The following is a 25,423-nucleotide window of genomic DNA, read 5'->3' on the forward strand; positions in this document are numbered from 1 at the left end:
AGTAGTTGCCCGATACCGGGGCCACCCACTTGCCGCCAATGTAGTTCTCGTACTTGCTCTTGAAGGGAAAATCGAGGTCAATCCCGAACTGCTTGAGGTCGGACAGATTCATCACATGTCTCCTGCACATTATTATGAATAAGAACTAATATTGATAACAGCACTGCCATTGCAGGCAGTCAATGAGAATGCAAGCAATTAGCGTGCCAACAACCTCCCGGGGACTTACCCGTAGTCCCGGACGTACGCAGCCGCCTTTGATGCATAATCGGCAGAACCGGCCACACGGCCCGTTCCTTTCCGGAAACTGTCGCACTTCGCGACACATGACTGTCGCAGCAGGCGGCACAAGTGTCGCGATCTGCAACTACCAAGGAACCAGACATGAACGGCACCGATTTCTACGAACCGCGCGTGGATCTGTCCGACACGCCCGGAACCTCGCCCATCCTCCGCTCCTGGGCGCGCTGCCACCAGCAACGCGACCTGCCGGACGAGCCGGTCATGCTGGCCCGCGTCGACCTGGCCGACCGCTGTGCACAACATGCCAGCCTGCTGTATGCCGCACAGCCTGAAATCGAAACGTTGGCCGGACTGGTCGGCAGTGCCGCCGGTATCGTGGTACTGACCGACGCTGCCGGCATCATCCTCCAGACGCGGGGCAATGCCGACTTTCTGCACCGCGCCGACCAGGTCGCGTTGCGACCCGGCGTCAGTTGGGCCGAATCACATCGTGGCACCAACGGTGTCGGCACGGTACTGGTCGAGGGGCAAGCATTGAGCGTGCATGGCAGCGAGCACTTTTTACCGCGCAACCGCATCCTGAGCTGTCATGGTGCGCCCATCCGGTCCCCGCGTGGCGACATCCTGGGCGTGCTCGATATCTCCTGCGAAGCTGGCCGGCTGCACGCCTATGCACTGAAGCTCGCCTCGATGTTTGCCCGGCAGGTCACCAATCGCATCATGGAACAGGCTGGGGAACAGCCCGAACTGCTGGTATTCCACCGCCAGCATGCCATGCTCGACTCGATCGAGCGCGCCCAGTTGATGATTCACGATGGACACATCGTCGGTGCCAACGACGCCGCCATCGCGCAACTGGACACGAGTTGGACACAACTCATCGACCAACCCGTGCAGGCCTGGCTGGGCGACGGCTGGCAGCAGGCTGCACCCGATACATGCACGCTGCGCACGCCACGTGGCATGCCACTGTTCATCCAGCTAAGGCGCCCCGCCTCCGGCATGGCTTCGCCACGCCAGCAGGATCAGGGCCCCCTGCGCCGCAGCGAGCAATCCGACCCACACATGGCCCACCTGCCCAGGCAGGGCCACCACAAGGATGTCGCCATGGCTGCCCGACACGGGCTGCCTGGCAGCCATGCATTGCCCGATCTGCCGGACATGCTGCGTGCCGGCTTCGGCACCGCCCTGCGTGCGCTGCAGGGCGGGCTCGCGGTCCTGCTCGAAGGCGAGACCGGCACCGGCAAGGAAGTCTATGCGCGCCGGCTCCATGCCAGCAGCACACGCAGCAACCAGCCATTCATCGCCATCAATTGCGGAGCCCTGCCCGACACACTGATCGAAGCCGAGCTGTTCGGCTACGCCGCTGGCGCGTTCACTGGTGCCCTGCGCCAGGGCGCACGCGGCCGGTTGCGCGAAGCCAACGGCGGCATCCTGTTCCTGGACGAGATCGGCGACATGCCACTGCCATTGCAGACCCGCCTGCTACGGGTTCTGCAGGAGCGCGAAGTCCTGCCGCTCGGTGCCGACAAGTCCGTTCCCGTCGATTTTCTGCTGATCAGCGCCACAAACCAGGATCTGGCACAACGCGTACAGGATGGCCAGTTTCGCGCCGACCTGTATTACCGCCTGCAGGATCACCGTATAGGCCTGCCGGCCCTGCGCGAGCGCAGCGACCTGCGTGCCTTCCTGTGTGCCGAATTCAATCGCCACGGCGCACTCGAGCAGGGCATGACGCTACATGACAGTACCCTGGATGCCTTGTGTGCGCACCGCTGGCCCGGCAACTATCGCGAACTGCAGGCGCTGCTCCGGGGGCTGGTGCTGCGGCATCCGCCCGGCAGCCTCGTCATGGCCGAAGGGTTGCCGGATGGTTTCCAGCCCACTTCCTGGCCGCACGGCATGGTGGCTCAACCCGCCACAGACACACACACATTGCCACGGCATGCTGCCTCAGACCACAGCCCACAAGCCACGCTGCATGCACTCAGTGCGCAGCGCATCAGGCAAGCGCTGCATGAACACAGCGGCAACATTTCCCGTGCGGCACGCAGCCTGGGCATCCACCGCAGTACCCTGCACCGCTACCTGGCACGCGATGCCAATCCAGCCCTAAGCTCAAACCCCTATGCATAACAGGCCTATTGCGGCGAGAATGGAGAAATAGAAAAAAGCGCAGCGGGCCACGCCCCCTGCGATACCAGGTGTATCGACATTCAGGACGCCATGGCATGAGCTTTTCAGGAGACAACCTGCACATCGAGCCGGCAGCCACGCCGGCGCAGCTCCCTGCCCAGGTGGCTGCCGCCATCCTGGCGGGCTTTGACCGCCACTACGCCCTCTTTCGCTACAGCGCGCAGCGGGCCAAGTCGCTGTTCGAGTCCGGCAACTGGCATGCCATCCAGCACCTGGCCCGTGAACGGATCGAATACTACGATGCCCGGGTCCGCGAATGCGCGCATCGCCTCAGGGCCAGCGCCGCACCCGGCGACCGGGAGTTCTGGCAGGCCGTGCGCCACGCCTATGTAGCCCTGCTCGGAGACAGCGGACATCGCCAGCCGGAATGCGCCGAAACTTTCTTCAACTCGGTTTCCTGCCGCATCCTGCACCGCGACTACTTCCAGAACGATGTCATGTTCGTGCGGCCCGCCATCGCCACCGACTACCTGGACAGCACGCTGCCATCCTATCGCGTCTACTATCCCCTGGCCGAAGGCCTGCGCCGGAGCCTGCATCGCATGCTGAGCGATTTCGGCCTGGCCGCCCCCTTCGAGGATCTGCCGCGCGACATCGACCGGCTGGCCCGGATCGCCATCCAGCGGCTGCGCAACACGCTCACCCGCAACATGGGGCCACGGCTGGGCAGTGACTGCCAGTTGCATGTGCTGGGCTCTCTTTTTTACCGCAACAAGGGTGCCTACCTGATCGGCCGGCTGGTCAACCAGGGCATGACCTATCCCTTCTGCATTCCGCTGCTGCGCAATCCGGCCGGCCAGATTCATCTCGATGCCCTGCTGTTCTCCGCTCACGAGCTGGGCACACTGTTCAGCTTCACGCGGGCCTACTTCCAGGTCGACATGGAGACGCCCGCCGCCTATGTCGATTTCCTCTCCAGCCTGCTGCCCAACAAGGCCAAGGCCGAGCTTTACACCATGATCGGTCTGCAGAAACAGGGCAAGACCCTTTTCTACCGCGACTTCCTGCAGCACCTGGCACACTCGAAAGACCAGTTCGAGGTCGCGCCCGGCATCAAGGGCATGGTCATGACGGTCTTCACCCTGCCCTCGTATCCCTATGTCTTCAAGCTGATCAAGGATCGGATCGACAAAGACGGCATGGACCATGCCACGGTCCGCAGCAAGTACCACCTGGTCAAGCTGCACGACCGAGTCGGACGCATGGCCGATACCTGGGAATACTCGCAGGTCGCGCTGCCCCGCGATCGCTTTTCCCCCGCCCTTCTCGAGGAACTCTACGCCCGTGTCCCCAACCTGATCGAAGAAGATGGCGAGCGCATCGTGCTGCGCCACGTCTATATCGAGCGCCGCATGACCCCCCTCAATATCTATCTGCGACAGGCCGGGGAAGAGCGCCTGGAGCATGGCGTGCGCGAATACGGCAATGCCATCCGCGAACTGGCAGCCGCCAATATCTTCCCGGGTGACATGCTCTACAAGAATTTCGGCGTCACCCGGCTGGGGCGGGTCGTGTTCTACGACTACGACGAGATCCAGCGCATGACGGAGATGAACTTCCGCCACATCCCGCCGCCGCCGAACGAGGAAGCCGAGATGGCCAGCGAACCCTGGTATGCCGTCGGTGCCAACGATGTGTTCCCGGAAGAGTTCGGCCGCTTCCTGCTGGGCGACCCGCGCGTACGCGCCGCCTTCATGCGCCATCATGCCGACCTGCTTGATGCCGGTTGGTGGCAGACCTGCCGCACCCGCGTATCCCAGGGCCGCATCGAGGACATTTTCCCGTACGACCAGAAGCGGCGCTTCAGCCTGATATTCAAAGACAAATGTTTTGTTTAATTTTGTAATACACTGGGTATGGAAGCCCTTATCTCTCACCCCCTTCAGGAGTAGATTCAATGTCCGATCCTATCGTCATCGTTTCAGTCGCCCGCACCCCCATGGGTGGCATGATGGGTACGCTGTCAGGCCTGCCCGCCTACCAGCTCGGCGCGACCGCCATCAAGGCCGCCGTCGAGCGCGCCGGCATCCAGGGCGACAAGGTCACCGAAGTCATCATGGGCAACGTACTGCAGGCCGGCCAGGGTCAGGCCCCGGCACGCCAGGCCACGCTGGGCGCGGGCCTGCCGCAGAGTGTCAGCAGCAGCACCATCCACAAGGTCTGCGGATCGGGCATGAAGGCCGCCATGCTCGGCCATGACCTGCTGCTGGCCGGCAGCACCGACGTTGTCGTCGCCGGCGGCCAGGAAAGCATGAGCAATGCGCCCTACCTGCTGCTGCGCGGCCGCCAGGGCTATCGCTACGGCCACAGCACGGTCTATGACCACATGGCCCTCGACGGACTGGAAGATGCCTATGATCGCGGCAAGGCCATGGGCGTATTTGCCGAAGAATGCGTAAATAAATACAGCTTCACCCGCGAGGAACAGGACAATTTTGCTCTCGAATCGCTGCGTCGCGCCCGCGCCGCCGTAGAAGACGGCAGCTTCAAGTGGGAAATCACGCCGGTCAGCGTGCCCGGCCGCAAGGGCGACGTACTGGTCGATACCGACGAAGCCCCCGGCAAGGCCATGCCCGAAAAAATCCCCAGCCTGCGCGCGGCCTTCGCCAAGGACGGCACCATCACCGCCGCAACCTCGTCATCGATTTCCGACGGTGCCGCCGCCCTGGTGCTGATGCGCGCATCGACCGCTGAAAAACTCGGTCTGCAGCCGCTGGCCCGCATCGTCGGCCACAGCCAGCACTCACAGGCCCCGGAATGGTTCACCACGGCTCCGGTCGGTGCCATCCAGAAACTGTTCGAAAAGACCGGCTGGAAGGCTGCCGACGTCGATCTGTATGAAATCAACGAGGCTTTTGCTGTCGTCGCCATGGCGGCCATGAAGGAACTCGATCTGCCGCATGACAAGGTCAACGTCCACGGGGGTGCCACGGCCCTGGGCCACCCCATCGGTGCATCCGGTGCCCGCATTCTGGTCACGCTGATCGGAGCCCTGCGCCAGCGCGGCGGCAAGCGTGGCATTGCCTCGCTGTGCATCGGCGGCGGCGAAGGCGTCGCCATGGCTGTCGAACTGATCTGATCGACGCCCTGGCCGACCCGGCACGCTACATCTGGCCGCGCTCGGCCAGTGAAATCACCTGGTCAGCGGCCACAATCATATGATCGAGCAGGCGTACGTCGACCAGCGCCAGTGCCTGCTTAAGATGCCGGGTCAGGGTCAGGTCGGCCTGACTCGGCTCTGCCGAACCAGACGGATGGTTGTGTGCCAGGATCAATGCCGCCGCATGATGCGACAATGCCTGGCGCACCACCTCACGCGGATAGACCGCTGCCTGGTTGAGCGTACCGCTGGCCAGCTCAACGCTTGCGATCAGACGGTGCTGGTTATCCAGGAACAGCGCCATGCAGTGTTCGATGCGACGATGTCCCAGCGTCAGCGCGCAGTACTCCTTGACCCGCTGCGGCGCATCAAGCACATCACCGCCCCCCAGTTCCTCGCCCAGGGTACGGCGCGACAGTTCCATGATGGCCGCCAATTGGCAGGACTTGGCAGCCCCCAGTCCAGGCACCCGCTGCAATACCGCCAGATCCGCGCCAAACAGGCCGCGCAGGCCGCCGAACCGCAGCAGCAACTGCTGTCCCAGTGCCACGACCGGGCAGCCTGCTACACCGGTGCGCAGGATCACTGCCAGCAACTCGGCATCGCTCAGGACAGCGGCCCCATGGCGCAACAGCCGCTCGCGCGGCATACCGGTATCGGGATTCCGCACGGAAAGCGGGGAGAAATCGGGACTTGGCATGGTTTGGCCTTAAAATCGGGGCTTTGCACATGCCTTCAGGATGACAGAACTTTGAGCGACGCAACCGACAAGGTGGACATTTCTGTCCAGCCCGATTCATACCTGACCCTGCACTACCGCATCTCGCTGGACTCCGGTCCCGGCGCAGGCTCGGTGTTCACCGACACATTCACCGGTCGGCCCGCCACCCTGCAGATGGGCAATGGCCAGTGGGCACCCGGCATGGAAGCCGCATTGCTCGGCCAGCCCGAAGATGCCGAGTTCAGTTTCACGCTGGCACCAGCCGACGCCTATGGCGAGCGCAATCCGGACCTGCTCCAGCAGATCACCCGCGACATGCTCGAACGGCACGCCGATCCCGACAGCGAACTCACGCCGGGTGATATGGTCGAATTCACGGCACCCACCGGCATGCGCTATTCCGGCGTACTCAAGGAGCTGCGTGACGACGGTGCCCTGTTCGACTTCAACCACCCGCTGGCCGGCATCGCCCTGAAAGTCGATGTCAAGATTCTGGGAATACTCTGATGGCAGAGATCGTGCTGGCCCAACCCCGCGGCTTCTGCGCAGGCGTGGACCGCGCCATCGATATCGTCGAGCGCGCGCTTGAGCTGCACGGCGCGCCCATCTACGTCCGCCATGAGATCGTCCACAACCGCTACGTGGTCGAAAACCTGCGCAGCAAGGGTGCCGTATTCATCAAGGAACTCGACGAGGCCCCCACCGGGGCCATCGTCATTTTCTCGGCGCACGGTGTTTCGCGCGCCGTCCGCCAGGACGCTGAGGCGCGCGGCCTGCAGGTCTTCGATGCCACCTGTCCGCTGGTCACCAAGGTCCACATCGAAGTGGCCCGCATGCGCGAGGCCGGGCGCGAAATCATCATGATCGGCCACAAGGGCCACCCCGAAGTCGAAGGCACGCTGGGCCAGGCAGATGGCGGCATCTACCTGGTCGAGACCGAAGCCGATGTCGCGGCGCTGGAAGTCTCGGATCCGAACAACCTCGCCTACGTCACCCAGACCACCCTCTCGGTCGATGACGCCTTGGCCGTGGCCAATGCGCTCAAGGCGCGCTTTCCGGATATCGCCGAGCCCAAGAAAAGCGATATCTGCTACGCCACGCAGAATCGCCAGGATGCCGTCAAGGTCATGGCCCCCGAGTGCGACCTGGTCCTGGTCGTGGGTAGCCCAAACAGCTCCAACTCAAACCGGCTGCGCGAAGTGGCGGAACGCAAGGGTATCGAAGCCTACCTGATCGATGGGGCCGACTCGATTGATCCCGCATGGCTGGAAGGTCGCGGCAGAATCGGTATTTCGGCCGGAGCCTCGGCTCCTGACGTGCTGGTTGACCAGGTCATCCACCGTCTCAAGGAACTGGGTGCCAGTTCGGTACGAAAGATGGCAGGACTGGAAGAAAATGTCGCCTTCCCGCTGCCGAAGACTTTGTCACGCAAAACAACCGGACAATAGGCCGGACCAGGCAGGTATGGCCTGTTCGCCGTACCTGCAGCGAAAACCTGACCAGAGCCTTTCAGGCCTGCCTACTCCGTCACGAACAGATAGCCACCGCCGTAGACGGTCCGGATCGGCAGTTCAAGCCCATAGGAACTCGCCTTTCGCCGCAGTCGACTGATCATCACATCGACACTGCGAGAGCGCTGCTGTGCCTCGCTGCCGGGATACAGCAATTCGTTCAGCCTCAGGCGGTCAACCGGATGACCGGGCTCGGCCAGCAACTCCTGCAACACCATGCGCTCCCGCGCCGACAGTGATACGGTAGACCCTGACGGCGACACCAGCGTCCAGCCACGGTCACGCAGGTGCCAGGCCCCCACGGACGCGACCTGTACCGGATCGGCGGCTTCGCTGCGATCAACAACGGGCGCGGCACGACGACGGTCTCGACGGATCAGGGCCAGAATCACGGCAACCAGTTCCCGCTGGTCGCCATGCTGCATCAGGCAGGCATCGGCACCGCTCTGCAATGCGCGCAGGCGAACTTCCAGACCGGCATCCTCGGCAAGCACCACCACACCCGCCCTGGCAATTTCGGACAGGCGCGGTAACAGCGAAAAGCCATCCAGAAGCGGCTGTCCGATATCGAGCAGAATAATGTCACAGCCTTTTTCTGCCTGACGAAACAATTCAGGCACGTTTTGACATGAATGAACAGAAAAACCACTCTGCGCCAACATGTGGCTCAGAGAAGAACTCAGTTCAGTTCTGGTTTCCAGCAAAATAATATGAGTATCTATCATCGGTCGATTCCGGAAGGAAACACTATACGCATTCAAACCACCTGATAGAATGACGGCTAGGACAAAGACGGCCAAGTCAAGGTCTGTTAACTTTATCTTTCTTTTGTTTTGGTCACGCAAAAAATGTCACTTTTTGGCGTTTTGGATGACTCCACTTATTTTCAATGCCGGAGCAAGACCCATTCTTCATCCGACAATCGTCATCGCCACCTGAAAATCACACTATGAGTGTGATTATTTGATTCAGCCATATACATTAGGTAATCGAACAGATGCATTCTATTAAAATAGCATCGCTGGAAGATGATCCGCATCAAATAAATTTGTTTCGGGATATCCTGACGCAGGCGGGCTACGCATTCTCTGGCTACGCGGATGGCAGAACATTCATGGCGGCACTTGGCAAGGAACAGTTCGATCTCGTCCTGCTCGACTGGCATCTGCCCGAAATCACCGGCGAAGATACGCTGCGCTGGATCCGCGCCACCCTGGGCTATCACCTGCCCGTCATTTTCGTCACCAGTCGCTCCTCGGAAGAAGATCTGGTCCAGGGCCTGCGCTCGGGTGCCGACGATTACCTGATCAAGCCGGTACGCCGCCATGAGCTGCTGGCCCGCATAGACGCGCTGCTGCGCCGTGCAGGGGTGCAAACCACCCGCACGGAAGATGCACCTTTCGAGATTGCCGGCTACCGGATCGATCCCATTGAACGAACCGTCCAGTTGCAGGACCAGACCATTGTGCTGCCCGCCAAGGAGTTCGACCTGGCGCTGCTGTTTTTCCAGAATGTCGGTCGACTGATGTCCCGCGACCACATCACCATGGCCGTCTGGAATCGCGAAGTGCCAGCCACCTCGCGCACCCTGGCGACCCACCTCTCCAACATCAGGCAGAAGCTGCAATTGCGCCCCGAGAATGGCGTCAGGCTGATCTCTTCCTACGCGCTCGGCTACCGACTGGAATTGACGCATCATGACAACAACGACGAATCGACGGTTTCCTGAACGAAGTCTCCTGGCCGTACTGCTCTGTCTCGGCCTGGGCTGTACCCTGCCGGCCTGGGCGCAGCCCAGTGGCGCACAGGGTGAGTACTTCCTGCACCGGATCATGGCAGGCGATACGCTGCTGCAACTGTCGGAGCGTTATACCCTGCGCCCCGACAACTGGCAGGCACTGCAGCAGCTCAACCGCATTGCCGACCCCTATGCAGTCCCGATAGGCCTCATGCTGCGCATCCCGCTCAACATGATTCCACGCCAGGATGCACCGGCCCGTATCATCCATGTCCAGGGGCAGGCAACTGCCGGCGGCCAGGCAGCCGCAGCCGACCAGCCCCTGTCGACCGGCAGCCGCATCCAGACTGGCGACAACAGCCACATCACCCTCGAACTGGCCGACGGTACACTGATCAGTCTGCCCTCGCGCACCGATCTCAACCTTGAAAATCTCCAGCAATTCCAGGGCACCAGGCTGGGCGACACCGTATTGCACGTCGACCAGGGCAGCATCGATGCCACCGTTGCCCCAGATGGCCAGGGTGTGGGGCGCTTCGAAGTCCGCACGCCGGTTGCCGTGACTGGTGTGCGCGGCACGCGTTTCCGCCTCCATGCCGATAGCCATGGACAGCGCCAGGAAGTGCTGCACGGACGCGTCCATGTCTCAGCGGAACAGGAAAGCAATGAGCTGGCTGTTGCCGCAGGTCATGGTCTGAGCGTCGACAGCACAGGCCATGCCGGTGAAGTGCGCCCACTGCTGCCTGCACCCGAACCGATTGCAGCCACCCGTGCGCAACCCGAAGGATTCAGCTTCCAGCCCGTCGCAGGAGCCGTACGCTATCAGGCCCGCCAGAGCAGCGACGCCAATGGCCACAGCGTGGTCGCCGAATGGCAGGCCGACGCACCCTGGTTCGCCCTGCCGGCCGCCGCGCCCGGCGAGTGGTACATGCAGGTCAGCGCCGTAGACGCAGAAGGCCTTCAGGGTGCAACCACCACCGTCCCATTTACCATCACCGCCCGCTATGTGCGTTCGGAAGATGGCCAGCCGATCGCATTGGGCAGTGAGGGTTTCCTCCAGAGCCCGCTCTACTGAGCGCAGCCACTCGCGCCATCTCAGGCGCGAATGGCTGTGGCTGACCGCACTGCTGCTGGCAGCCAGTGCGGTACTTTGCGCATTCAACGGTCTCGGACGCATCGACCAGACGCTCTATGACCGGTCGCTCGATATCTACCGGCTCATCGAGCCGGCCGACCAGGTCGCGGCAACCTCTCCCGTCGTCATTGTCGCCATAGACGATGCCAGCGTTGCCGTGCTGGGCCGCTGGCCCTGGCGCCGGGCGCTGCATGCCGCCCTGATCGACCGCCTTTCCGAAGCGAAGGCCGTCGGTATCGATATCATTTTCTCTGAACCCGAGCAACAGTATCCCGACGACGACCGTCATCTGGGCGAAGCGCTTCAGCGCCACGGCCGCGTGGTACTGCCCTATGTCAGTACCGGCGTCGCCCATGGCGCGCCGGCGCTGCGTCCCGTGGAGCAGCTTGAACAGTCGGCTGCGGCCATGGGATTCATCAACCTGCATGCCGACCCGGATGGCGTGGTTCGCGCCCTGCCTGCGACCATGCAGGGCCATTTTGCCCTGGCACTGGCCCGCATCATCCATCCCGACCTGAAAGAATCCGACACGCAGGATATGCGTCTGATCCCCTTTCTCGGATCCAATCACGCCTTCCAGGTCGTCTCTTACCTGGACGTACTGCGCGGCGACATCCCGCCGGCATTCTTCCGGAACAGGCTGGTCCTGCTGGGCACCTATGCCACGGCGCTGGGAGATTTCTATCCCACGCCGCTTTCACACCAGGATGGTGCCATGCCGGGTGTCGAGATCCTGGCCAACATGGTCCAGGCCTACCTGGATGACCGCTGGATACGTCCCTTGCCGACCTGGTTGCTGGTCACGATCGGCATGACCCTGACACTGCTACTCTGCATCATGCTGCTGCGCCTGTCGCCCCGCAGTGCCCTGCTGGCCGGTTTCGGGCTGGGTATCGCCGTGTTCCTGGCCGTACCGCTACTGCTGGCACTCGGCTACTGGCTGCCACCAGCCGCCATTTTCGTGGTGCTGATCCTCGCCTATCCGCTCTGGAGCTGGCGGCGCCAGGAAGCTGCGCTGCGCTTCTTCGATCAGGAAATTTCCCACCTCAAACGCGAGCCTTCACCACTGCCGGAACGGTTCTTCGCCACAGATCCGCTGCGACCCCTCAAGACAGACACCCAGCCACTTGCCGCTGGCACACTGGGCGATGTCCTGCAGGCGCGCATCGATACATTCCAGGACGCTCTGGACAGGTTGCGCATCCTGCGCCAGACACTTGCCGACAGCCTTGACGGTGCCCCCGACCCTATCATGGTCTGCCATCCCGACGGTACCATCCTGCTGGTCAATCCCGCAGCACAGGACTGGCTGCGGGGTGTAGACGATACGACCGCCGTCGGTCGCCCGGCCCTCGAGGTGCTGCTGGAACGACTGGATGCCCCAGGTGCCCGCGGTGCCTTCGAAAAACTTTGCCAGGGTGACGAAATACTCCTGAGGCAGGGTATCGAATTCAAGGATCACTGCGGCCGCGACATGATCCTGCGGGGAGCCCAGCTCAACCAGGTCCGCCATCGCCTGCTTGGCATGCTGCTGATGCTGACCGACATCAGTCCGTTGCGCCAAGCAGAGCGCCAGCGCGAAGAGGCCCTGCGCTTCATTTCGCATGACATGCGTTCACCACAGAATTCCATCCTGGCCCTGCTGGAATTACAGGGTGATGCAGCGCAGACCACTGCCATGCCCGGCCCGCAACTGACCGCGCAGATTGCAATCCATGCCCAGCGCACGCTTGATCTGGTCGACAGCTTCATGCGACTGGCGCGCGCCGAATCTGCGCCGCTTGCCCTGGCCACCATCGACCTGGCCGACATGCTGGATGAGACTTGCGACAACTTCTGGGCACTGGCACAAACCCGACACATCACCCTCGCCAGCAACATCGAACTGCGCCCGGCCTTTCTTGAAGCCGACCCCACGCTGTTGATGCGCGCCATCAGCAACCTGATCGACAATGCCCTCAAGTTCAGTCCACAAGGTGGAACCGTCAGTATCGCGCTGTTCGCGGTCAGCGATGAATGGATTATCCGCATCGACGACCAGGGGCCGGGCATCGCCGCCCAGGACCAATTGCGACTGTTCCAGCCATTCGCGCAGGTAGCCCCCGAACCGGGCAAGACGGCACCAAAAGGCACCGGGCTGGGTCTGGCATTCGTGCAGAAAGTGGCCGAACGTCATGGTGGCCACTGCTCAATAGAAAGCCAGCCGGGTTGCGGCGCACGCTTTTCCATTCATTTGCCGGCCGGCGAAATGCCGCTGGACGATATGTAACCCCCGACTCGCCTTTTCGGACAGCGCCGCGGATGGCACACTACGCGAATGACAGATGCTCGCGACACACTGCTGCTTATCATCGCCTTACTCTTCGCTGCCACGGCCTGCTACATCATCCTGGTCGGCCTGGCGTTCGACTTCTGGCTTGACCGGCGGCACCGTGCGCGCACCGGCCAGCCCTTGCTGAGCGGTATCGTGGCAATCCCGCTGCTCACCCCTTTCCACTGTGGCATGGTGCTGCTTGCGCCCGAGCGCGCACGGGCTCGCTGCCAGGGCTCGACCATTCACCTTGCTCCACCAATCTGGCGTTGGCTGGCCATCGGTGCCGTGCCCGCGATGATCCTCTTTAGCTGCGCCCTGCTAGCCGCAGGGTGGCTACTGCCAAAATAAAACCCCATGACACGCGGCACTTCGCCGCATGGCATGGGGTAATGGAAACCATCACATACCGGCCCTGACGGGGCCGGCATGATTCGGATATCAGGCTTCGTTGCTGTCGGCCTCGTCCTCGGCGGTCGCAACCGGATCGGCGGCTTCCTCGAAGGGGTTCTCGGCTGCGCTGGAAGAGGACTCGAACGGGTTTTCGAGATTGCGCAGCGCAGCGCGCTCTGCCGCCTCGAAGGCTTCCTTGTCCTTGCGGGCCTGGTGATAGGCCAGACCGGTACCAGCGGGGATCAGGCGACCCACGATGACGTTTTCCTTCAGACCACGCAGGTCGTCGACCTTGCCCATGATGGCCGCTTCGGTCAGCACGCGCGTGGTTTCCTGGAAGGAAGCCGCGGAGATGAACGAATCGGTCGACAGCGAGGCCTTGGTGATCCCCAGCAGCACGTTTTCGTAGGTTGCCGGACGCTTGCCGTCGGCATCCATACGATCGTTCTCGTTGAGCATCTCGGCACGTTCGACCTGCTCGCCCGGAATGAACGAGGTATCGCCCGCATCGACGATGTTCACACGACGCAGCATCTGACGCACGATCACTTCAATGTGCTTGTCGTTGATCTTCACGCCCTGCAGACGGTACACGTCCTGAACTTCCTTGACGATGTACTGGGTCAGCTTCTCGATGCCCTGCAGGCGCAGGATGTCATGCGGATCGGCCGGACCGTCGACGATCATTTCGCCCTTGTTCACCACTTGGCCATCGTGCACCAGAACCTGCTTTTCCTTGGAAATCAGGAACTCGTGGCTGGTGCCATCGAGATCGGTGATCACCAGGCGCTGCTTGCCCTTGGTGTCCTTGCCGAAGGAAACCGTACCCGTGACATCGGCCAGCATGCCGGCATCCTTGGGCGAACGGGCTTCGAACAGCTCGGCCACACGCGGCAGACCCCCGGTAATGTCGCGGGTCTTCTGCGATTCCTGAGGAATACGGGCGAGAATCTCACCGACAGAGATGTCCTGCTCGTCACGCACCGTGATCAGCGCGCCGACCGGGAAGGTGATGTTCACCGAGTGGTCGGTACCGGCAATCTTGACTTCCTTGCCCTGCTCGTTGAGCAGCTTGATCTGCGGACGCATGACCTGGCGGCCACCGCGGGTCTTGGGCGTGATCACCACCAGCGTGGACAGGCCTGTGACCTCATCCATCTGCTTGGCCACGGTCACGCCTTCCTCGATGTTCTCGAAGCGGACGCGGCCAGTGTACTCGGACACGATCGGACGGGTCAGCGGATCCCAGGTCGCCAGGCGTGCGCCTGCGGCAACGGTATCGCCATCACCCACCTGCAGCTGGGCACCATAAGGCACCTTGTGGCGTTCGCGCTCACGACCGCTGTCATCGGAGATGATCAGTTCACCCGAACGCGAGATCGTGATCCGTTCCCCCTTGGGATTGGTCACATAGCGCATCGTGCTGGCAAAGCTGATATTGCCGGCCGCCTTGCTTTCGACACTGCTGGCCATGGCCGCACGAGATGCCGCGCCACCAATGTGGAACGTCCGCATCGTCAGCTGCGTACCCGGCTCACCGATGGACTGGGCGGCAATCACACCCACAGCCTCACCCAGATTGACCAGGGAGCCACGACCCAGATCACGGCCATAGCACTTGGCGCACAGACCATGACGGGTTTCGCAGGTCAGTGCCGTGCGGACCTTGACTTCATCCACACCCAGGCGATCCAGTTCATCCACCAGGTCTTCGTCGAGCAGCGTACCTGCCTCGATGGCAGTTTCCTGCGTATCGGGGTTGACCACATCGGCCACCAGCGTACGGCCCAGCGCACGGTCACGCAGGGCTTCGACCACTTCACCACCCTCGACCACGGCACGCATCAGCACACCGCGGCTGGTGCCGCAATCGTCTTCGGTAATGACCAGATCCTGGGTCACGTCGACCAGACGACGAGTCAGGTAACCCGAGTTTGCCGTCTTCAGTGCCGTATCGGCCAGACCCTTACGTGCACCGTGGGTCGAGATGAAGTACTGCAGAACGTTCAGGCCTTCGCGGAAGTTCGCCGTAATAGGCGTCTCGATGATCGAGCCATCCGGCTTGGCCATCAGGCCGCGCATACCGGCCAACTGACGAATCTGGGCGGCGGAACCCCGCGCACCCGAGTCAGCCATCATGAAGATGGAGTTGAACGATTCCTGGCGTACTTCCTTGCCGTGGCGGTTGACCACCGGCTCGGTTGCCAGATGCTCCATCATGGCCTTGCCGACCTTGTCGCCGGCCTTGCCCCAGATGTCCACCACGTTGTTGTAGCGCTCCTGCGCCGTCACCAGACCCGAAGAATACTGTTTGTCGATTTCCAGCACTTCCTTGCTGGCTTCGTTCAGGATGTCTTCCTTGGCGGCCGGGATCAGCATGTCTTCCATGGCGATGGAAATGCCGCCACGGGTTGCCAGGCGGAAACCGGACTGCATCAGCTTGTCGGCGAAAATCACCGTGGCACGCAGGCCGCAGCGACGATACGACAGGTTGATCAGACGCGAGATTTCTTTCTTCTTGAGCGCACGGTTCAGGTTCTCGAAAGCCAGGCCTCGCGGCAGGATTTCGGACAGCAGCGCACGGCCAACCGTCGTTTCGTAACGGTTGATCTGCGGCTGCCATTCACCTTCGGCGTCCTTGACGTATTCCTTCAGGCGCACGGTGATGCGGGTCTGCAGTTCGACTTCGCGGTTGTCGTAGGCGCGCTGCACTTCCGGCACGTCGGAGAAGAACATGCCTTCGCCCTTGCCGTTGATGCGGTCGCGGGTCGCGTAGTACAGACCCAGCACGATATCCTGCGACGGCACGATCGACGGTTCGCCGTTGGCCGGGAACAGGACGTTGTTTGAAGCCAGCATCAGCGTGCGGGCCTCAAGCTGGGCTTCGAGCGACAGCGGCACGTGCACGGCCATCTGGTCACCGTCGAAGTCGGCGTTGAAGGCCGCGCAGACCAGCGGGTGCAACTGGATGGCCTTGCCTTCGATCAGTTGCGGCTCGAACGCCTGGATACCCAGGCGGTGCAGCGTAGGCGCACGGTTGAGCATGATCGGATGTTCGCGGATCACCTCTTCGAGGATATCCCACACCACGGGTTCATGCTGCTCGACCAGCTTCTTGGCGGCCTTGATGGTATTGGCCAGGCCCATCTGCTCCAGACGACTGAAGATGAAGGGCTTGAACAGTTCCAGCGCCATCAGCTTGGGCAGACCGCACTGGTGCAGGCGCAGTTGCGGCCCCACCACGATTACCGAACGGCCCGAGTAGTCGACGCGCTTGCCCAGCAGGTTCTGACGGAAACGACCGCCCTTGCCCTTGATCATGTCGGCCAGCGACTTGAGCTGGCGCTTGTTGGCGCCCGTCATGGCCTTGCCGCGACGACCGTTGTCCAGCAGCGAATCGACCGATTCCTGCAGCATGCGCTTTTCGTTGCGCAGGATGATCTCGGGCGCTTTCAGTTCGAGCAGGCGCTTGAGGCGGTTGTTGCGGTTGATGACGCGACGATACAGGTCATTCAGATCGGAGGTCGCAAAACGACCGCCGTCCAGCGGCACCAGCGGACGCAAGTCCGGCGGCAGCACCGGCAGCACGTCCATTACCATCCAGTCGGGCTTGATGCCGGATTTCTGGAAGCCTTCCAGCACCTTCAGGCGCTTGGAAATCTTCTTCATCTTGGCATCCGACGTGGTGGCCTTGAGTTCGGCACGCAGCGTTTCGACTTCACGATCGATGTCGATGGTGCGCAGCAGTTCGCGCACGGCTTCCGCACCCATCAGGGCGTGGAAGTCGTCACCGTACTCCTCGGTCTTGGCGAGGAAGTCATCGTCGGACATGATCTGGCCGCGCTTGAGCGGGGTCATGCCCGGCTCGATCACGCACCATGCCTCGAAGTACAGCACGCGCTCGATGTCGCGCAGCGTCATGTCGAGCACCATGCCCAGGCGCGACGGCAGGCTCTTGAGGAACCAGATGTGCGCAACCGGGCTGGCCAGTTCGATATGGCCCATGCGCTCGCGGCGCACCTTGCTCAGCGTGACTTCGACGCCGCACTTCTCGCAGATCACGCCACGGTGCTTGAGGCGCTTGTACTTGCCGCACAGGCACTCATAGTCCTTGACCGGTCCGAAGATCTTGGCGCAGAACAGACCGTCGCGCTCAGGCTTGAACGTACGGTAGTTGATCGTTTCCGGCTTGCGGACTTCGCCGAAAGACCAGGAACGGATTTTCTCGGGGGAAGCCAGTCCGATCTTGATGGCATCGAACTGGTCATCCTGCGAGACTTGCTTGAATAGGTCGAGCAGCGCCTTCATTATTTACGCTCCAAATCCATGTCGAGGGACAACGATCGAATTTCCTTGACCAACACATTGAACGACTCGGGCATGCCGGCGTCGATCATGTGATCGCCCTTGACGATGTTTTCGTATACCTTGGTCCGGCCCGTGATGTCATCGGACTTCACGGTCAGCATTTCCTGCAGCGTATAGGATGCGCCGTAGGCTTCCAGTGCCCAGACTTCCATTTCCCCGAAGCGCTGGCCACCGAACTGCGCCTTGCCGCCCAGCGGCTGCTGAGTCACAAGCGAGTACGGACCAGTCGAACGTGCATGCATCTTGTCATCGACCAGATGGTGCAGCTTCAGGTAGTGCATGTAGCCCAGGGTGACCGGACGCTCGAATTTCTCGCCGGTACGGCCATCGAACAGCGTGACCTGCGAACGCGAAGGCGTCAGTTGCAGCTTGGTGGCCACCTCATCGGGGTAGGCCAGCTTCAGCATTTCCTGGATGTCGTCTTCGGTGGCACCGTCGAACACCGGCGTCGCAAACGGCACGCCACGCTTCAGGTTGTGCGCCATTTCGAGAACTTCATCATCGGTCAGCTCGTCGATGTGCGACACACCGCCGGCGCTGCTGTAGATCCGGTCCAGGAAACCGCGGACCTTGCCGGCCTCGGCCTTCTGGTGATCCTGCAGCAGTTCGGCGACACGCTCGCCCAGGCCGCGTGCGGCCCAGCCGAGGTGAACCTCGAGCACCTGACCCACGTTCATCCGCGACGGCACACCCAGCGGGTTCAGCACGATATCGGCAGTGGTACCGTCGGCCATGAAGGGCATGTCCTCGACCGGAACGATGCGCGACACCACACCCTTGTTACCGTGACGACCGGCCATCTTGTCGCCAGGCTGCAGACGACGCTTGACGGCCAGGTAGACCTTGACCATCTTGAGCACGCCCGGAGGCAGCTCGTCGCCCTGCGTCAGCTTCTTGCGCTTTTCTTCGAAGGCCAGATCGAACTGGTGACGCTTCTGTTCAACGGACTCCTGAGCCTGTTCCAGAGCCACGGCATGCTCTTCGTCCGCCAAGCGGATGTCGAACCACTGCCAGCGATCCAGGTCGTTCAGGTAGTCGGCGCTGATATCGGTGCCCTTGGCCAGCTTGCGCGGGCCGCCGTTGGCGGTCTTGCCAACCAGGAAACGTTCCAGACGGGCGAAGGTATCGTTCTCGACGATACGCAGCTGGTCGTTCAGGTCCTGACGATAACGGCGCAGTTCATCATCGATGATGGACTGGGCGCGCTTGTCACGCTGGATGCCTTCACGGGTAAAGACCTGCACGTCGATCACCGTGCCGACCATGCCCGACGGCACGCGCAGCGAGGTGTCCTTCACATCGGAAGCCTTCTCACCGAAGATGGCACGCAACAGTTTTTCTTCCGGCGTCAGCTGGGTCTCGCCCTTGGGCGTGACCTTGCCGACCAGCACGTCGTCGGCACGCACTTCGGCACCGATGTGGACGATACCGGACTCATCCAGGCGGTTGAGCTGCAGTTCGGCCAGGTTGCTGATGTCGCGGGTGATTTCCTCGGGTCCGAGCTTGGTGTCGCGTGCCACGACCGTCAGTTCCTCGATATGGATCGAGGTGTAACGGTCTTCGGCCACGATCTTCTCGGAGATCAGGATCGAATCCTCGAAGTTGTAGCCGTTCCAGGGCATGAACGCGATCAGCATGTTCTGGCCCAGTGCCAGTTCGCCCAGATCGGTCGAGGCACCATCGGCCAGCACATCGCCACGAGCGACACGGTCGCCCAGGCGCACCAGCGGACGCTGGTTGATGTTGGTGTTCTGGTTGGAACGGGTGTACTTCGTCAGGTTGTAGATATCCACACCGACTTCGCCCGCGCTGTTTTCGTCGTCATTGACGCGAATCACCACGCGGTCGGCGTCGACGTAATCGACCAGGCCACCACGGCGGGCCTGCACGGTCGTGCCGGAGTCGACTGCCACGGTGCGTTCGATACCCGTACCCACCACAGGCTTTTCAGGACGCAGGCAAGGCACGGCCTGGCGCTGCATGTTGGCACCCATCAGGGCCCGGTTCGCGTCATCGTGCTCAAGGAACGGAATCAGCGAAGCCGCCACTGACACGATCTGCGACGGCGCCACGTCCATGTAGTGGACATTCTCGGGAGACGTTAGCAGCGTTTCGCCAGCCTGACGGCAAGCCACCAGTTCATCGGTGAAGCGACCTTCGCCATCAAGTGCGGCGTTGGCCTGCGCGATCACGTAGTTGCCTTCCTCGATGGCAGACAGGTACTCGATCTGGTCGCTGACCTTGCCATCGACGATCTTGCGGTACGGCGTTTCCAGAAAGCCGTATTCGTTCAGGCGGGCATACAGCGCCATCGAGTTGATCAGGCCGATGTTCGGGCCTTCAGGCGTTTCGATGGGGCAGACACGGCCGTAGTGAGTCGGGTGCACGTCGCGCACCTCGAAGCCGGCACGTTCGCGGGTCAGACCGCCCGGGCCCAGTGCCGAAACGCGACGCTTGTGCGTGATCTCGGACAGGGGGTTGGTCTGATCCATGAACTGCGACAACTGGCTCGAACCGAAGAACTCCTTGATAGCAGCCGAGATCGGCTTGGAGTTGATCAGGTCGTGCGGCATCAGGTTTTCGGTCTCGGCCTGGCCCAGACGTTCCTTGACGGCGCGCTCGACACGCACCAGACCGGCACGGAACTGGTTCTCGGCCAGTTCGCCGACACAGCGGACGCGGCGATTGCCCAGGTGATCGATATCATCGATCTGGCCAATACCGTTACGCAGGTCCACCAGTACCTTGATGGTATCCAGGATGTCATCGTCGGTCAGCGTCAGCGGACCGCTGGTGTCGTCACCACGACCCAGACGGCTGTTGACCTTCATGCGGCCCACACGCGACAGGTCGTAGCTTTCCTCGCTGTAGAACAGACGCTGGAACAGTGCTTCGACGGCTTCCTCGGTGGGCGGCTCGCCAGGACGCATCATGCGATAGATGGCCACACGGGCAGCCATCTGGTCGGCGGTGTCATCGGTGCGCAGCGTCATCGAGATGTAGGCACCACGATCCAGGTCGTTGGTATACAGCGTCTGGATATCACGGATGCCGGCGGCACGCAGGTCAGCCAGAATGCCTTCGGTGATCTCGGCATTGGCGGCGGCCAGCAACTCGCCGGTTTCGGGATCGATGACATTCTTGGCCAGCACGCGACCCAGCAGGAAATCTTCCGGCGTGGAGATACGTTCGATGCCGGCAGTGCTCAGATCGCGCAGATGACGCGCATTGATGCGCTTGTCCTGCTCGACCAGCACCTTGCCGCTGCGATCGGTGATATCGAAACGGGCAACCTCGCCCTTCCAGCGCTCGGAAACAAATTCCATCAGCGCGCCTTCGGACTTGAGTTCGAAGTTGTCGAAATCGAAGAAGTGCGCCAGGATGGTTTCCGGCGTCATGCCGATGGCCTTCAGCAGGATCGACACCGGCATCTTGCGGCGACGGTCAACGCGGAAGAACAGGATATCCTTGGGATCGAACTCGAAATCGAGCCACGAACCACGGTAGGGAATCACGCGAGCCGAAAACAGCAGCTTGCCGGAGCTGTGGGTCTTGCCGCGGTCATGCTCGAAGAACACGCCAGGCGAACGGTGCAGTTGCGACACGATGACGCGCTCGGTACCGTTGATCACGAAGGAACCGTTTTCGGTCATCAGGGGCAGTTCGCCCATGTAGACTTCCTGTTCCTTCACTTCCTTGACGGTCGGCTTGCTGACTTCGCGGTCCATCAGGACCAGACGTACCTTGGCACGCAGCGGCGACGCAAAGGTCAGGCCGCGCTGCTGGCATTCCTTGACGTCGAATACCGGATCGCCCAATACATAGTTGACGAACTCCAGACGCGCCATCTGGTTATGGCTGACGATCGGGAAAATGGATGTGAATGCCGCTTGAAGCCCTTCATCCTTGCGATCCGACGACAGCATGTCGGCCTGCAGAAAATCCCTGTAGGATTGCAGCTGCGTCGCCAGCAGATAAGGTACATTCTGAATATCTTCACGCTGGGCGAAGCTTTTGCGGATGCGCTTTTTTTCGGTATACGAGTAAGGCATGAGCACTCCGACTCGAGGTTGCATAGACCGTAATCCACGGCCGTGGGATACGACTCCAGGAAACCCGGCTGGGCGGCCGTACCCAACGTAATAATCAGGTTTCCTGGAGACGCAAAAGCCCGGGGGGCGCAAAAACGCTCCCCGGGCAGCCAAGCAAAGGTCTTACTTGAGTTCGACCTTGGCGCCGGCTTCTTCCAGCTTCTTCTTGGCTTCGTCGGCTTCAGCCTTGGCTGCGGCTTCCTTGACGGTCTTGGGCGCGCCGTCGACCAGGTCCTTGGCTTCCTTCAGACCCAGGCCCGTCAGCTCGCGCACGGCCTTGATGACGCTGACCTTGTTCGCGCCGGCTTCAAGCAGGACGACGTCGAATTCGGTCTTTTCTTCAGCAGCAGGAGCTGCGCCGCCAGCGGCGGGAGCAGCAACAGCCACGGCGGCGGCAGCAGCCGACACGCCAAACTTCTCTTCCAGATCCTTGATCAGCTCGGACAGTTCGAGCACGGTCAGGCCAGCGATGGCTTCAAGGATTTCAGCTTTGTTAAGTGCCATTTTTTAAGAACTCCAGATAGGAATAATGCCAGGGTTGGGTATCGCTCGGTCGTTCAACGGAATTCCGCTGCACAGACCACGCAGGTAAGCGTGGTTTATGCGGCTTCCTTCTGATCGCGCACGGCTGCGAGGCCGCGGACGAACTTGGTGGGAACTTCGTTGAGCGTACGCGCAAACTGTGCGATCGGGGCTTGCATCGTGCCCAGCAGTTTCGCCAGCAACTCTTCGCGGGAAGGCAGTTCGGCCAGGGCCTTGATGCCTGCCAGGTCAAGCACGCTGTTGGGCAGAGCCCCAGCCTTGATGACCAGCTTGTCGTTGGTTTTGGCGAAACCGGAGAGCACCTTGGCGGCCGCGACCGGATCTTCGCTGATGGCGTACACCAGCGGTCCGGTCAGTTGGCTGGACAGTTCCTCGAACGAGGTGCCAGCAACAGCACGGCGCACCAGCGTGTTCTTCAGAACACGGAGGTACACACCCGATTCACGCGCAGTCTTGCGCAATACGGTGACAGAGGCGACGTCCAGACCACGGTACTCTGCGACCACTACCGATTTGGCCTTGGCAATTTCTGCCGCGACTTCTTCGATAACGACCGCTTTCTCTTGACGATTGAGACTCACGGTTTGAACACTCCATCAAAAAACGCTCGGGATCATTCCCTTGCGTTAACCGAATGCGGCGAACCTGGTCGAGTTCTTCAGTACTGCAAAGAAATCTTCCGTGGACGCCGTCTGCGCTGGATCCGAACCATACGGGCTTCGGGATTAAGCAGATTTGCATCTGCTCCAGCGGTCTTTGACAGCAGCGTCCGACCAAAAAACGTCGGACACAGCCCAAAGTCTGTTTTGCGTCGGGTTATTGGCCCGATGCGAGGGACGCGATATCGACGCGTGCGCCGCCACCCATGGTGGAGGAGACAGCGATCTTGCGCAGATACACGCCCTTGGACGTTGCGGGACGAGCCTTGTTCAGTGCATCGACCAGTGCAGCCAGGTTGCTCTGCAGCTTTTCGATGTCGAACGAAGCACGACCGATGGTGGCGTGAATGATGCCAGCCTTGTCGGTACGATACTGGATCTGACCGGCCTTGGCGTTCTTGACGGCGGTGGCGACGTCAGGCGTCACGGTACCGACCTTGGGGTTGGGCATCAGGCCACGGGGACCCAGCACCTGACCCAGGGCACCGACAACACGCATCGTGTCGGGCGAAGCGATCACGACGTCGAAGTCGAGATTGCCGGCCTTGATGCTTTCAGCCAGATCATCCAGACCGACGATGTCGGCACCGGCGGCCTTGGCAGCCTCGGCCTTTTCGCCCTGGGCGAACACAGCCACGCGAACCGACTTGCCGGTACCGGCAGGCAGCACGACCGAACCACGCACCAGCTGGTCGGATTTTTTGGGATCGATACCCAGTTGCACGGCCACGTCGACGGACTCGTCGAACTTGGCGGTGGCGGTTTCCTTGACCAGGGTCAGCGCTTCGGAGACAGCGTACAGCTTGGTACGGTCAATCTTCTGACGCAGGGCAGCAACGCGTTTGGACAGTTTTGCCATGATTAGATCCCCTCAACCGTGATACCCATGCTACGGGCGCTGCCCGCGATGGTGCGAACTGCTGCATCCAGATCGGCTGCGGTCAGGTCGGGTTCCTTGGTCTTGGCGATTTCCTCGACCTGGGCGCGGGTCAGCTTGCCGACCTTGTCCAGGTGGGGACGGGGCGAACCCTTCTGCACACCGGCGGCCTTCTTGATCAGAATGGTCGCGGGCGGCGTCTTCATGATGAAGGTGAAGCTCTTGTCCGCATAGGCGGTGATCACCACAGGAATCGGCAGACCGGGCTCGACGCCCTGGGTCTTGGCGTTGAACGCCTTGCAGAATTCCATGATGTTCAGACCGCGCTGACCGAGCGCCGGACCGATCGGGGGGGAGGGGTTGGCCTTACCAGCTGGCACTTGCAGCTTGATGAAGCCGACGATTTTCTTCGCCATTTTTGAAGCTCCTTGCGGGTACATTCGCCTGTCGCATCAGCGGCAGGCTCCCCGGGGTTGAAAACTCAGGTCTTTTCGACCTGACCGAAATCCAGCTCGACAGGCGTAGCGCGACCGAAAATGGCCACCGAAACGCGTACCTTGCTTTTCTCGTAGTTGACTTCCTCGATGTTGCCATTGAAGTCCGCGAAGGGACCTTCCTTGACACGTACGACTTCGCCCACTTCGAACAGAATCTTGGGACGGGGCTTTTCAGTGCCCTCTTCCATCTGGGAGAGAATGTTCTCCACTTCCTTTTCGGAAATCGGCGTCGGGCGATTGCCCGTGCCACCCAGAAAACCGGTGACCCGGTTGGTACTCTTGACCAGGTGCCAAGTTTCGTCGGACAGTTCCATCTCGACCAGCACATAGCCAGGGAAAATCCGGCGCTCGGAAATGGCCTTCTGGCCACCGCGCATCTCGACGACTTCCTCGGAAGGAACCAGAATGCGACCGAACGAGGTCTGCAGCCCGGCGCGCTCGATGCGCTCTACCAGCGCCTTGTGCACACTCTTTTCCATGCCGGAATAGACATGCACCACGTACCAGCGTTTACTCATCTGTCGCCCTTATTTCCAGCCCAGCAGCAGGCCGTAGATAACCCATTCGAGGCCCTTGTCCAGCAGCCACAGGAAAGCCCCCATGACAAACACAAAGCCGAACACCACGCCAGTCATCTGCATGGTTTCCTTGCGGGTCGGCCAGGTGACACGCTTGACTTCATTGTAGGAAGCGCCGGCAAAACTCAACGTACGCTTGCCAGGCTCACTGGTCCAGGCAATGAATGCGGCCAGCAGAAGGCCACCGATGAAGAGTCCTACGCGCGCAACAGTGGGCCACTGGCCAAACCAGGAAAACCCAACAATACCGGCAATCACAACGACAACAGCCAAGACAAGCTTGGCCCGGTCTGTACTGCTGGTGACGGTTTCTATGCTGCTATTCGACATGTAATCCGCGAGCTCGCTGTTAGATGCAACTCGCAAGGTGAATGGCAGGGGCAGTAGGAATCGAACCTACAACCTTCGGTTTTGGAGACCGACGCTCTGCCAATTGAGCTATACCCCTGTAACCCTACTTGC

At 61.3% G+C, this 25,423-nt stretch carries 19 protein-coding genes and 1 tRNA gene; 9 read left to right on the forward strand and 11 right to left on the reverse strand.

Translation table 11 applies throughout. From position 1 onward, the window contains the following. Positions 1-384 precede the first annotated feature (384 nt). The 3 genes from ABN482_RS10565 to ABN482_RS10575 all read left to right on the forward strand — a co-directional run bounded on the left by ABN482_RS10565 (position 385) and on the right by ABN482_RS10575 (position 5,518). Positions 385-2,379 carry a sigma-54-dependent Fis family transcriptional regulator gene (locus ABN482_RS10565; RefSeq protein WP_349503956.1) on the forward strand — a complete coding sequence of 665 codons (1,995 nt, stop codon included), beginning with the start codon at positions 385-387 and terminating at the stop codon, positions 2,377-2,379. 95 nt (positions 2,380-2,474) lie between these two features. Further along, a complete protein-coding gene (gene aceK, locus ABN482_RS10570; RefSeq protein ID WP_349503957.1) occupies positions 2,475-4,277 on the forward strand; it encodes a bifunctional isocitrate dehydrogenase kinase/phosphatase in 1,803 nt (600 codons plus the stop codon). A 59-nt stretch (positions 4,278-4,336) separates the two neighbouring features. Continuing rightward, positions 4,337-5,518 (forward strand): acetyl-CoA C-acyltransferase, encoded by a 1,182-nt coding sequence (locus ABN482_RS10575; RefSeq protein ID WP_349503958.1) that lies wholly within the window; start codon positions 4,337-4,339, stop codon positions 5,516-5,518. A 25-nt stretch (positions 5,519-5,543) separates the two neighbouring features. Here the strand turns inward: ABN482_RS10575 and radC are convergent, their stop codons facing one another. Beyond that, positions 5,544-6,239, reverse strand: coding sequence for a RadC family protein (radC, locus tag ABN482_RS10580; RefSeq protein WP_349503959.1), 696 nt, complete (start codon positions 6,237-6,239; stop codon positions 5,544-5,546). 51 nt (positions 6,240-6,290) lie between these two features. Here radC and ABN482_RS10585 point away from each other — a divergent pair, with 51 nt between their 5' ends. Next, on the forward strand, positions 6,291-6,767 hold the full coding sequence (locus ABN482_RS10585; protein ID WP_349503960.1) for an FKBP-type peptidyl-prolyl cis-trans isomerase: 477 nt from the start codon (positions 6,291-6,293) through the stop codon (positions 6,765-6,767). Next, a complete protein-coding gene (gene ispH / locus ABN482_RS10590) occupies positions 6,767-7,708 on the forward strand; it encodes a 4-hydroxy-3-methylbut-2-enyl diphosphate reductase (protein ID WP_349503961.1) in 942 nt (313 codons plus the stop codon). The genes ABN482_RS10585 and ispH overlap by 1 nt, the downstream gene beginning before the upstream one ends. A 71-nt stretch (positions 7,709-7,779) precedes the next feature. Here ispH and ABN482_RS10595 read toward each other — a convergent pair whose 3' ends face one another. Next, on the reverse strand, positions 7,780-8,496 hold the full coding sequence (locus ABN482_RS10595; RefSeq protein WP_349503962.1) for a response regulator transcription factor: 717 nt from the start codon (positions 8,494-8,496) through the stop codon (positions 7,780-7,782). Positions 8,497-8,768: 272 nt separating this feature from the next. Here ABN482_RS10595 and ABN482_RS10600 point away from each other — a divergent pair, with 272 nt between their 5' ends. From ABN482_RS10600 to ABN482_RS10615, 4 genes are read left to right on the forward strand one after another with little or no spacing between them, the layout of a single operon-like run. Then, positions 8,769-9,500, forward strand: coding sequence for a response regulator transcription factor (locus ABN482_RS10600; protein WP_502877278.1), 732 nt, complete (start codon positions 8,769-8,771; stop codon positions 9,498-9,500). Then, positions 9,469-10,584: a FecR family protein gene (locus tag ABN482_RS10605; RefSeq protein ID WP_349503963.1), complete on the forward strand. Its 1,116-nt coding sequence runs from the start codon at positions 9,469-9,471 to the stop codon at positions 10,582-10,584. Before ABN482_RS10600 ends, ABN482_RS10605 begins: the two co-directional genes overlap by 32 nt. Then, complete coding sequence (locus tag ABN482_RS10610) at positions 10,553-12,913, forward strand: CHASE2 domain-containing protein (protein WP_349503964.1); 2,361 nt, start codon at positions 10,553-10,555, stop codon at positions 12,911-12,913. Before ABN482_RS10605 ends, ABN482_RS10610 begins: the two co-directional genes overlap by 32 nt. Positions 12,914-12,961: 48 nt before the next feature. After that, positions 12,962-13,306, forward strand: a complete 345-nt coding sequence (locus ABN482_RS10615; protein ID WP_349503965.1) for a hypothetical protein — start codon at positions 12,962-12,964, stop codon at positions 13,304-13,306. Between the two features lie 90 nt (positions 13,307-13,396). Here the strand turns inward: ABN482_RS10615 and rpoC are convergent, their stop codons facing one another. The 9 genes from rpoC to ABN482_RS10660 all read right to left on the reverse strand — a co-directional run bounded on the left by rpoC (position 13,397) and on the right by ABN482_RS10660 (position 25,409). Next, positions 13,397-17,656 (reverse strand): DNA-directed RNA polymerase subunit beta', encoded by a 4,260-nt coding sequence (gene rpoC / locus ABN482_RS10620; protein ID WP_349503966.1) that lies wholly within the window; start codon positions 17,654-17,656, stop codon positions 13,397-13,399. Then, complete coding sequence (rpoB, locus tag ABN482_RS10625; RefSeq protein ID WP_349503967.1) at positions 17,656-21,768, reverse strand: DNA-directed RNA polymerase subunit beta; 4,113 nt, start codon at positions 21,766-21,768, stop codon at positions 17,656-17,658. The genes rpoC and rpoB overlap by 1 nt, the downstream gene beginning before the upstream one ends. Before the next feature lie 162 nt (positions 21,769-21,930). Beyond that, positions 21,931-22,311: a 50S ribosomal protein L7/L12 gene (gene rplL / locus ABN482_RS10630; RefSeq protein WP_349503968.1), complete on the reverse strand. Its 381-nt coding sequence runs from the start codon at positions 22,309-22,311 to the stop codon at positions 21,931-21,933. A 95-nt stretch (positions 22,312-22,406) separates the two neighbouring features. Then, on the reverse strand, positions 22,407-22,931 hold the full coding sequence (gene rplJ / locus ABN482_RS10635) for a 50S ribosomal protein L10 (protein WP_349503969.1): 525 nt from the start codon (positions 22,929-22,931) through the stop codon (positions 22,407-22,409). Between the two features lie 235 nt (positions 22,932-23,166). Further along, positions 23,167-23,868, reverse strand: coding sequence for a 50S ribosomal protein L1 (rplA, locus tag ABN482_RS10640; RefSeq protein ID WP_109063204.1), 702 nt, complete (start codon positions 23,866-23,868; stop codon positions 23,167-23,169). Between the two features lie 2 nt (positions 23,869-23,870). Continuing rightward, the gene (gene rplK, locus ABN482_RS10645) at positions 23,871-24,302 is read right to left on the reverse strand and encodes a 50S ribosomal protein L11 (RefSeq protein WP_109063205.1); all 432 of its coding nucleotides are present in this window, start codon (positions 24,300-24,302) and stop codon (positions 23,871-23,873) included. Between the two features lie 65 nt (positions 24,303-24,367). Then, on the reverse strand, positions 24,368-24,901 hold the full coding sequence (nusG, locus tag ABN482_RS10650; RefSeq protein ID WP_349503970.1) for a transcription termination/antitermination protein NusG: 534 nt from the start codon (positions 24,899-24,901) through the stop codon (positions 24,368-24,370). Between the two features lie 9 nt (positions 24,902-24,910). Next, positions 24,911-25,291 (reverse strand): preprotein translocase subunit SecE, encoded by a 381-nt coding sequence (gene secE, locus ABN482_RS10655; protein ID WP_349503971.1) that lies wholly within the window; start codon positions 25,289-25,291, stop codon positions 24,911-24,913. A 42-nt stretch (positions 25,292-25,333) separates the two neighbouring features. Further along, positions 25,334-25,409 (reverse strand) — tRNA-Trp (locus ABN482_RS10660). Between the last annotated feature and the right edge of the window lie 14 nt (positions 25,410-25,423).

Source organism: Corticimicrobacter sp., from assembly GCF_040137905.1.
Taxonomy (GTDB): domain Bacteria; phylum Pseudomonadota; class Gammaproteobacteria; order Burkholderiales; family Burkholderiaceae_B; genus Corticimicrobacter.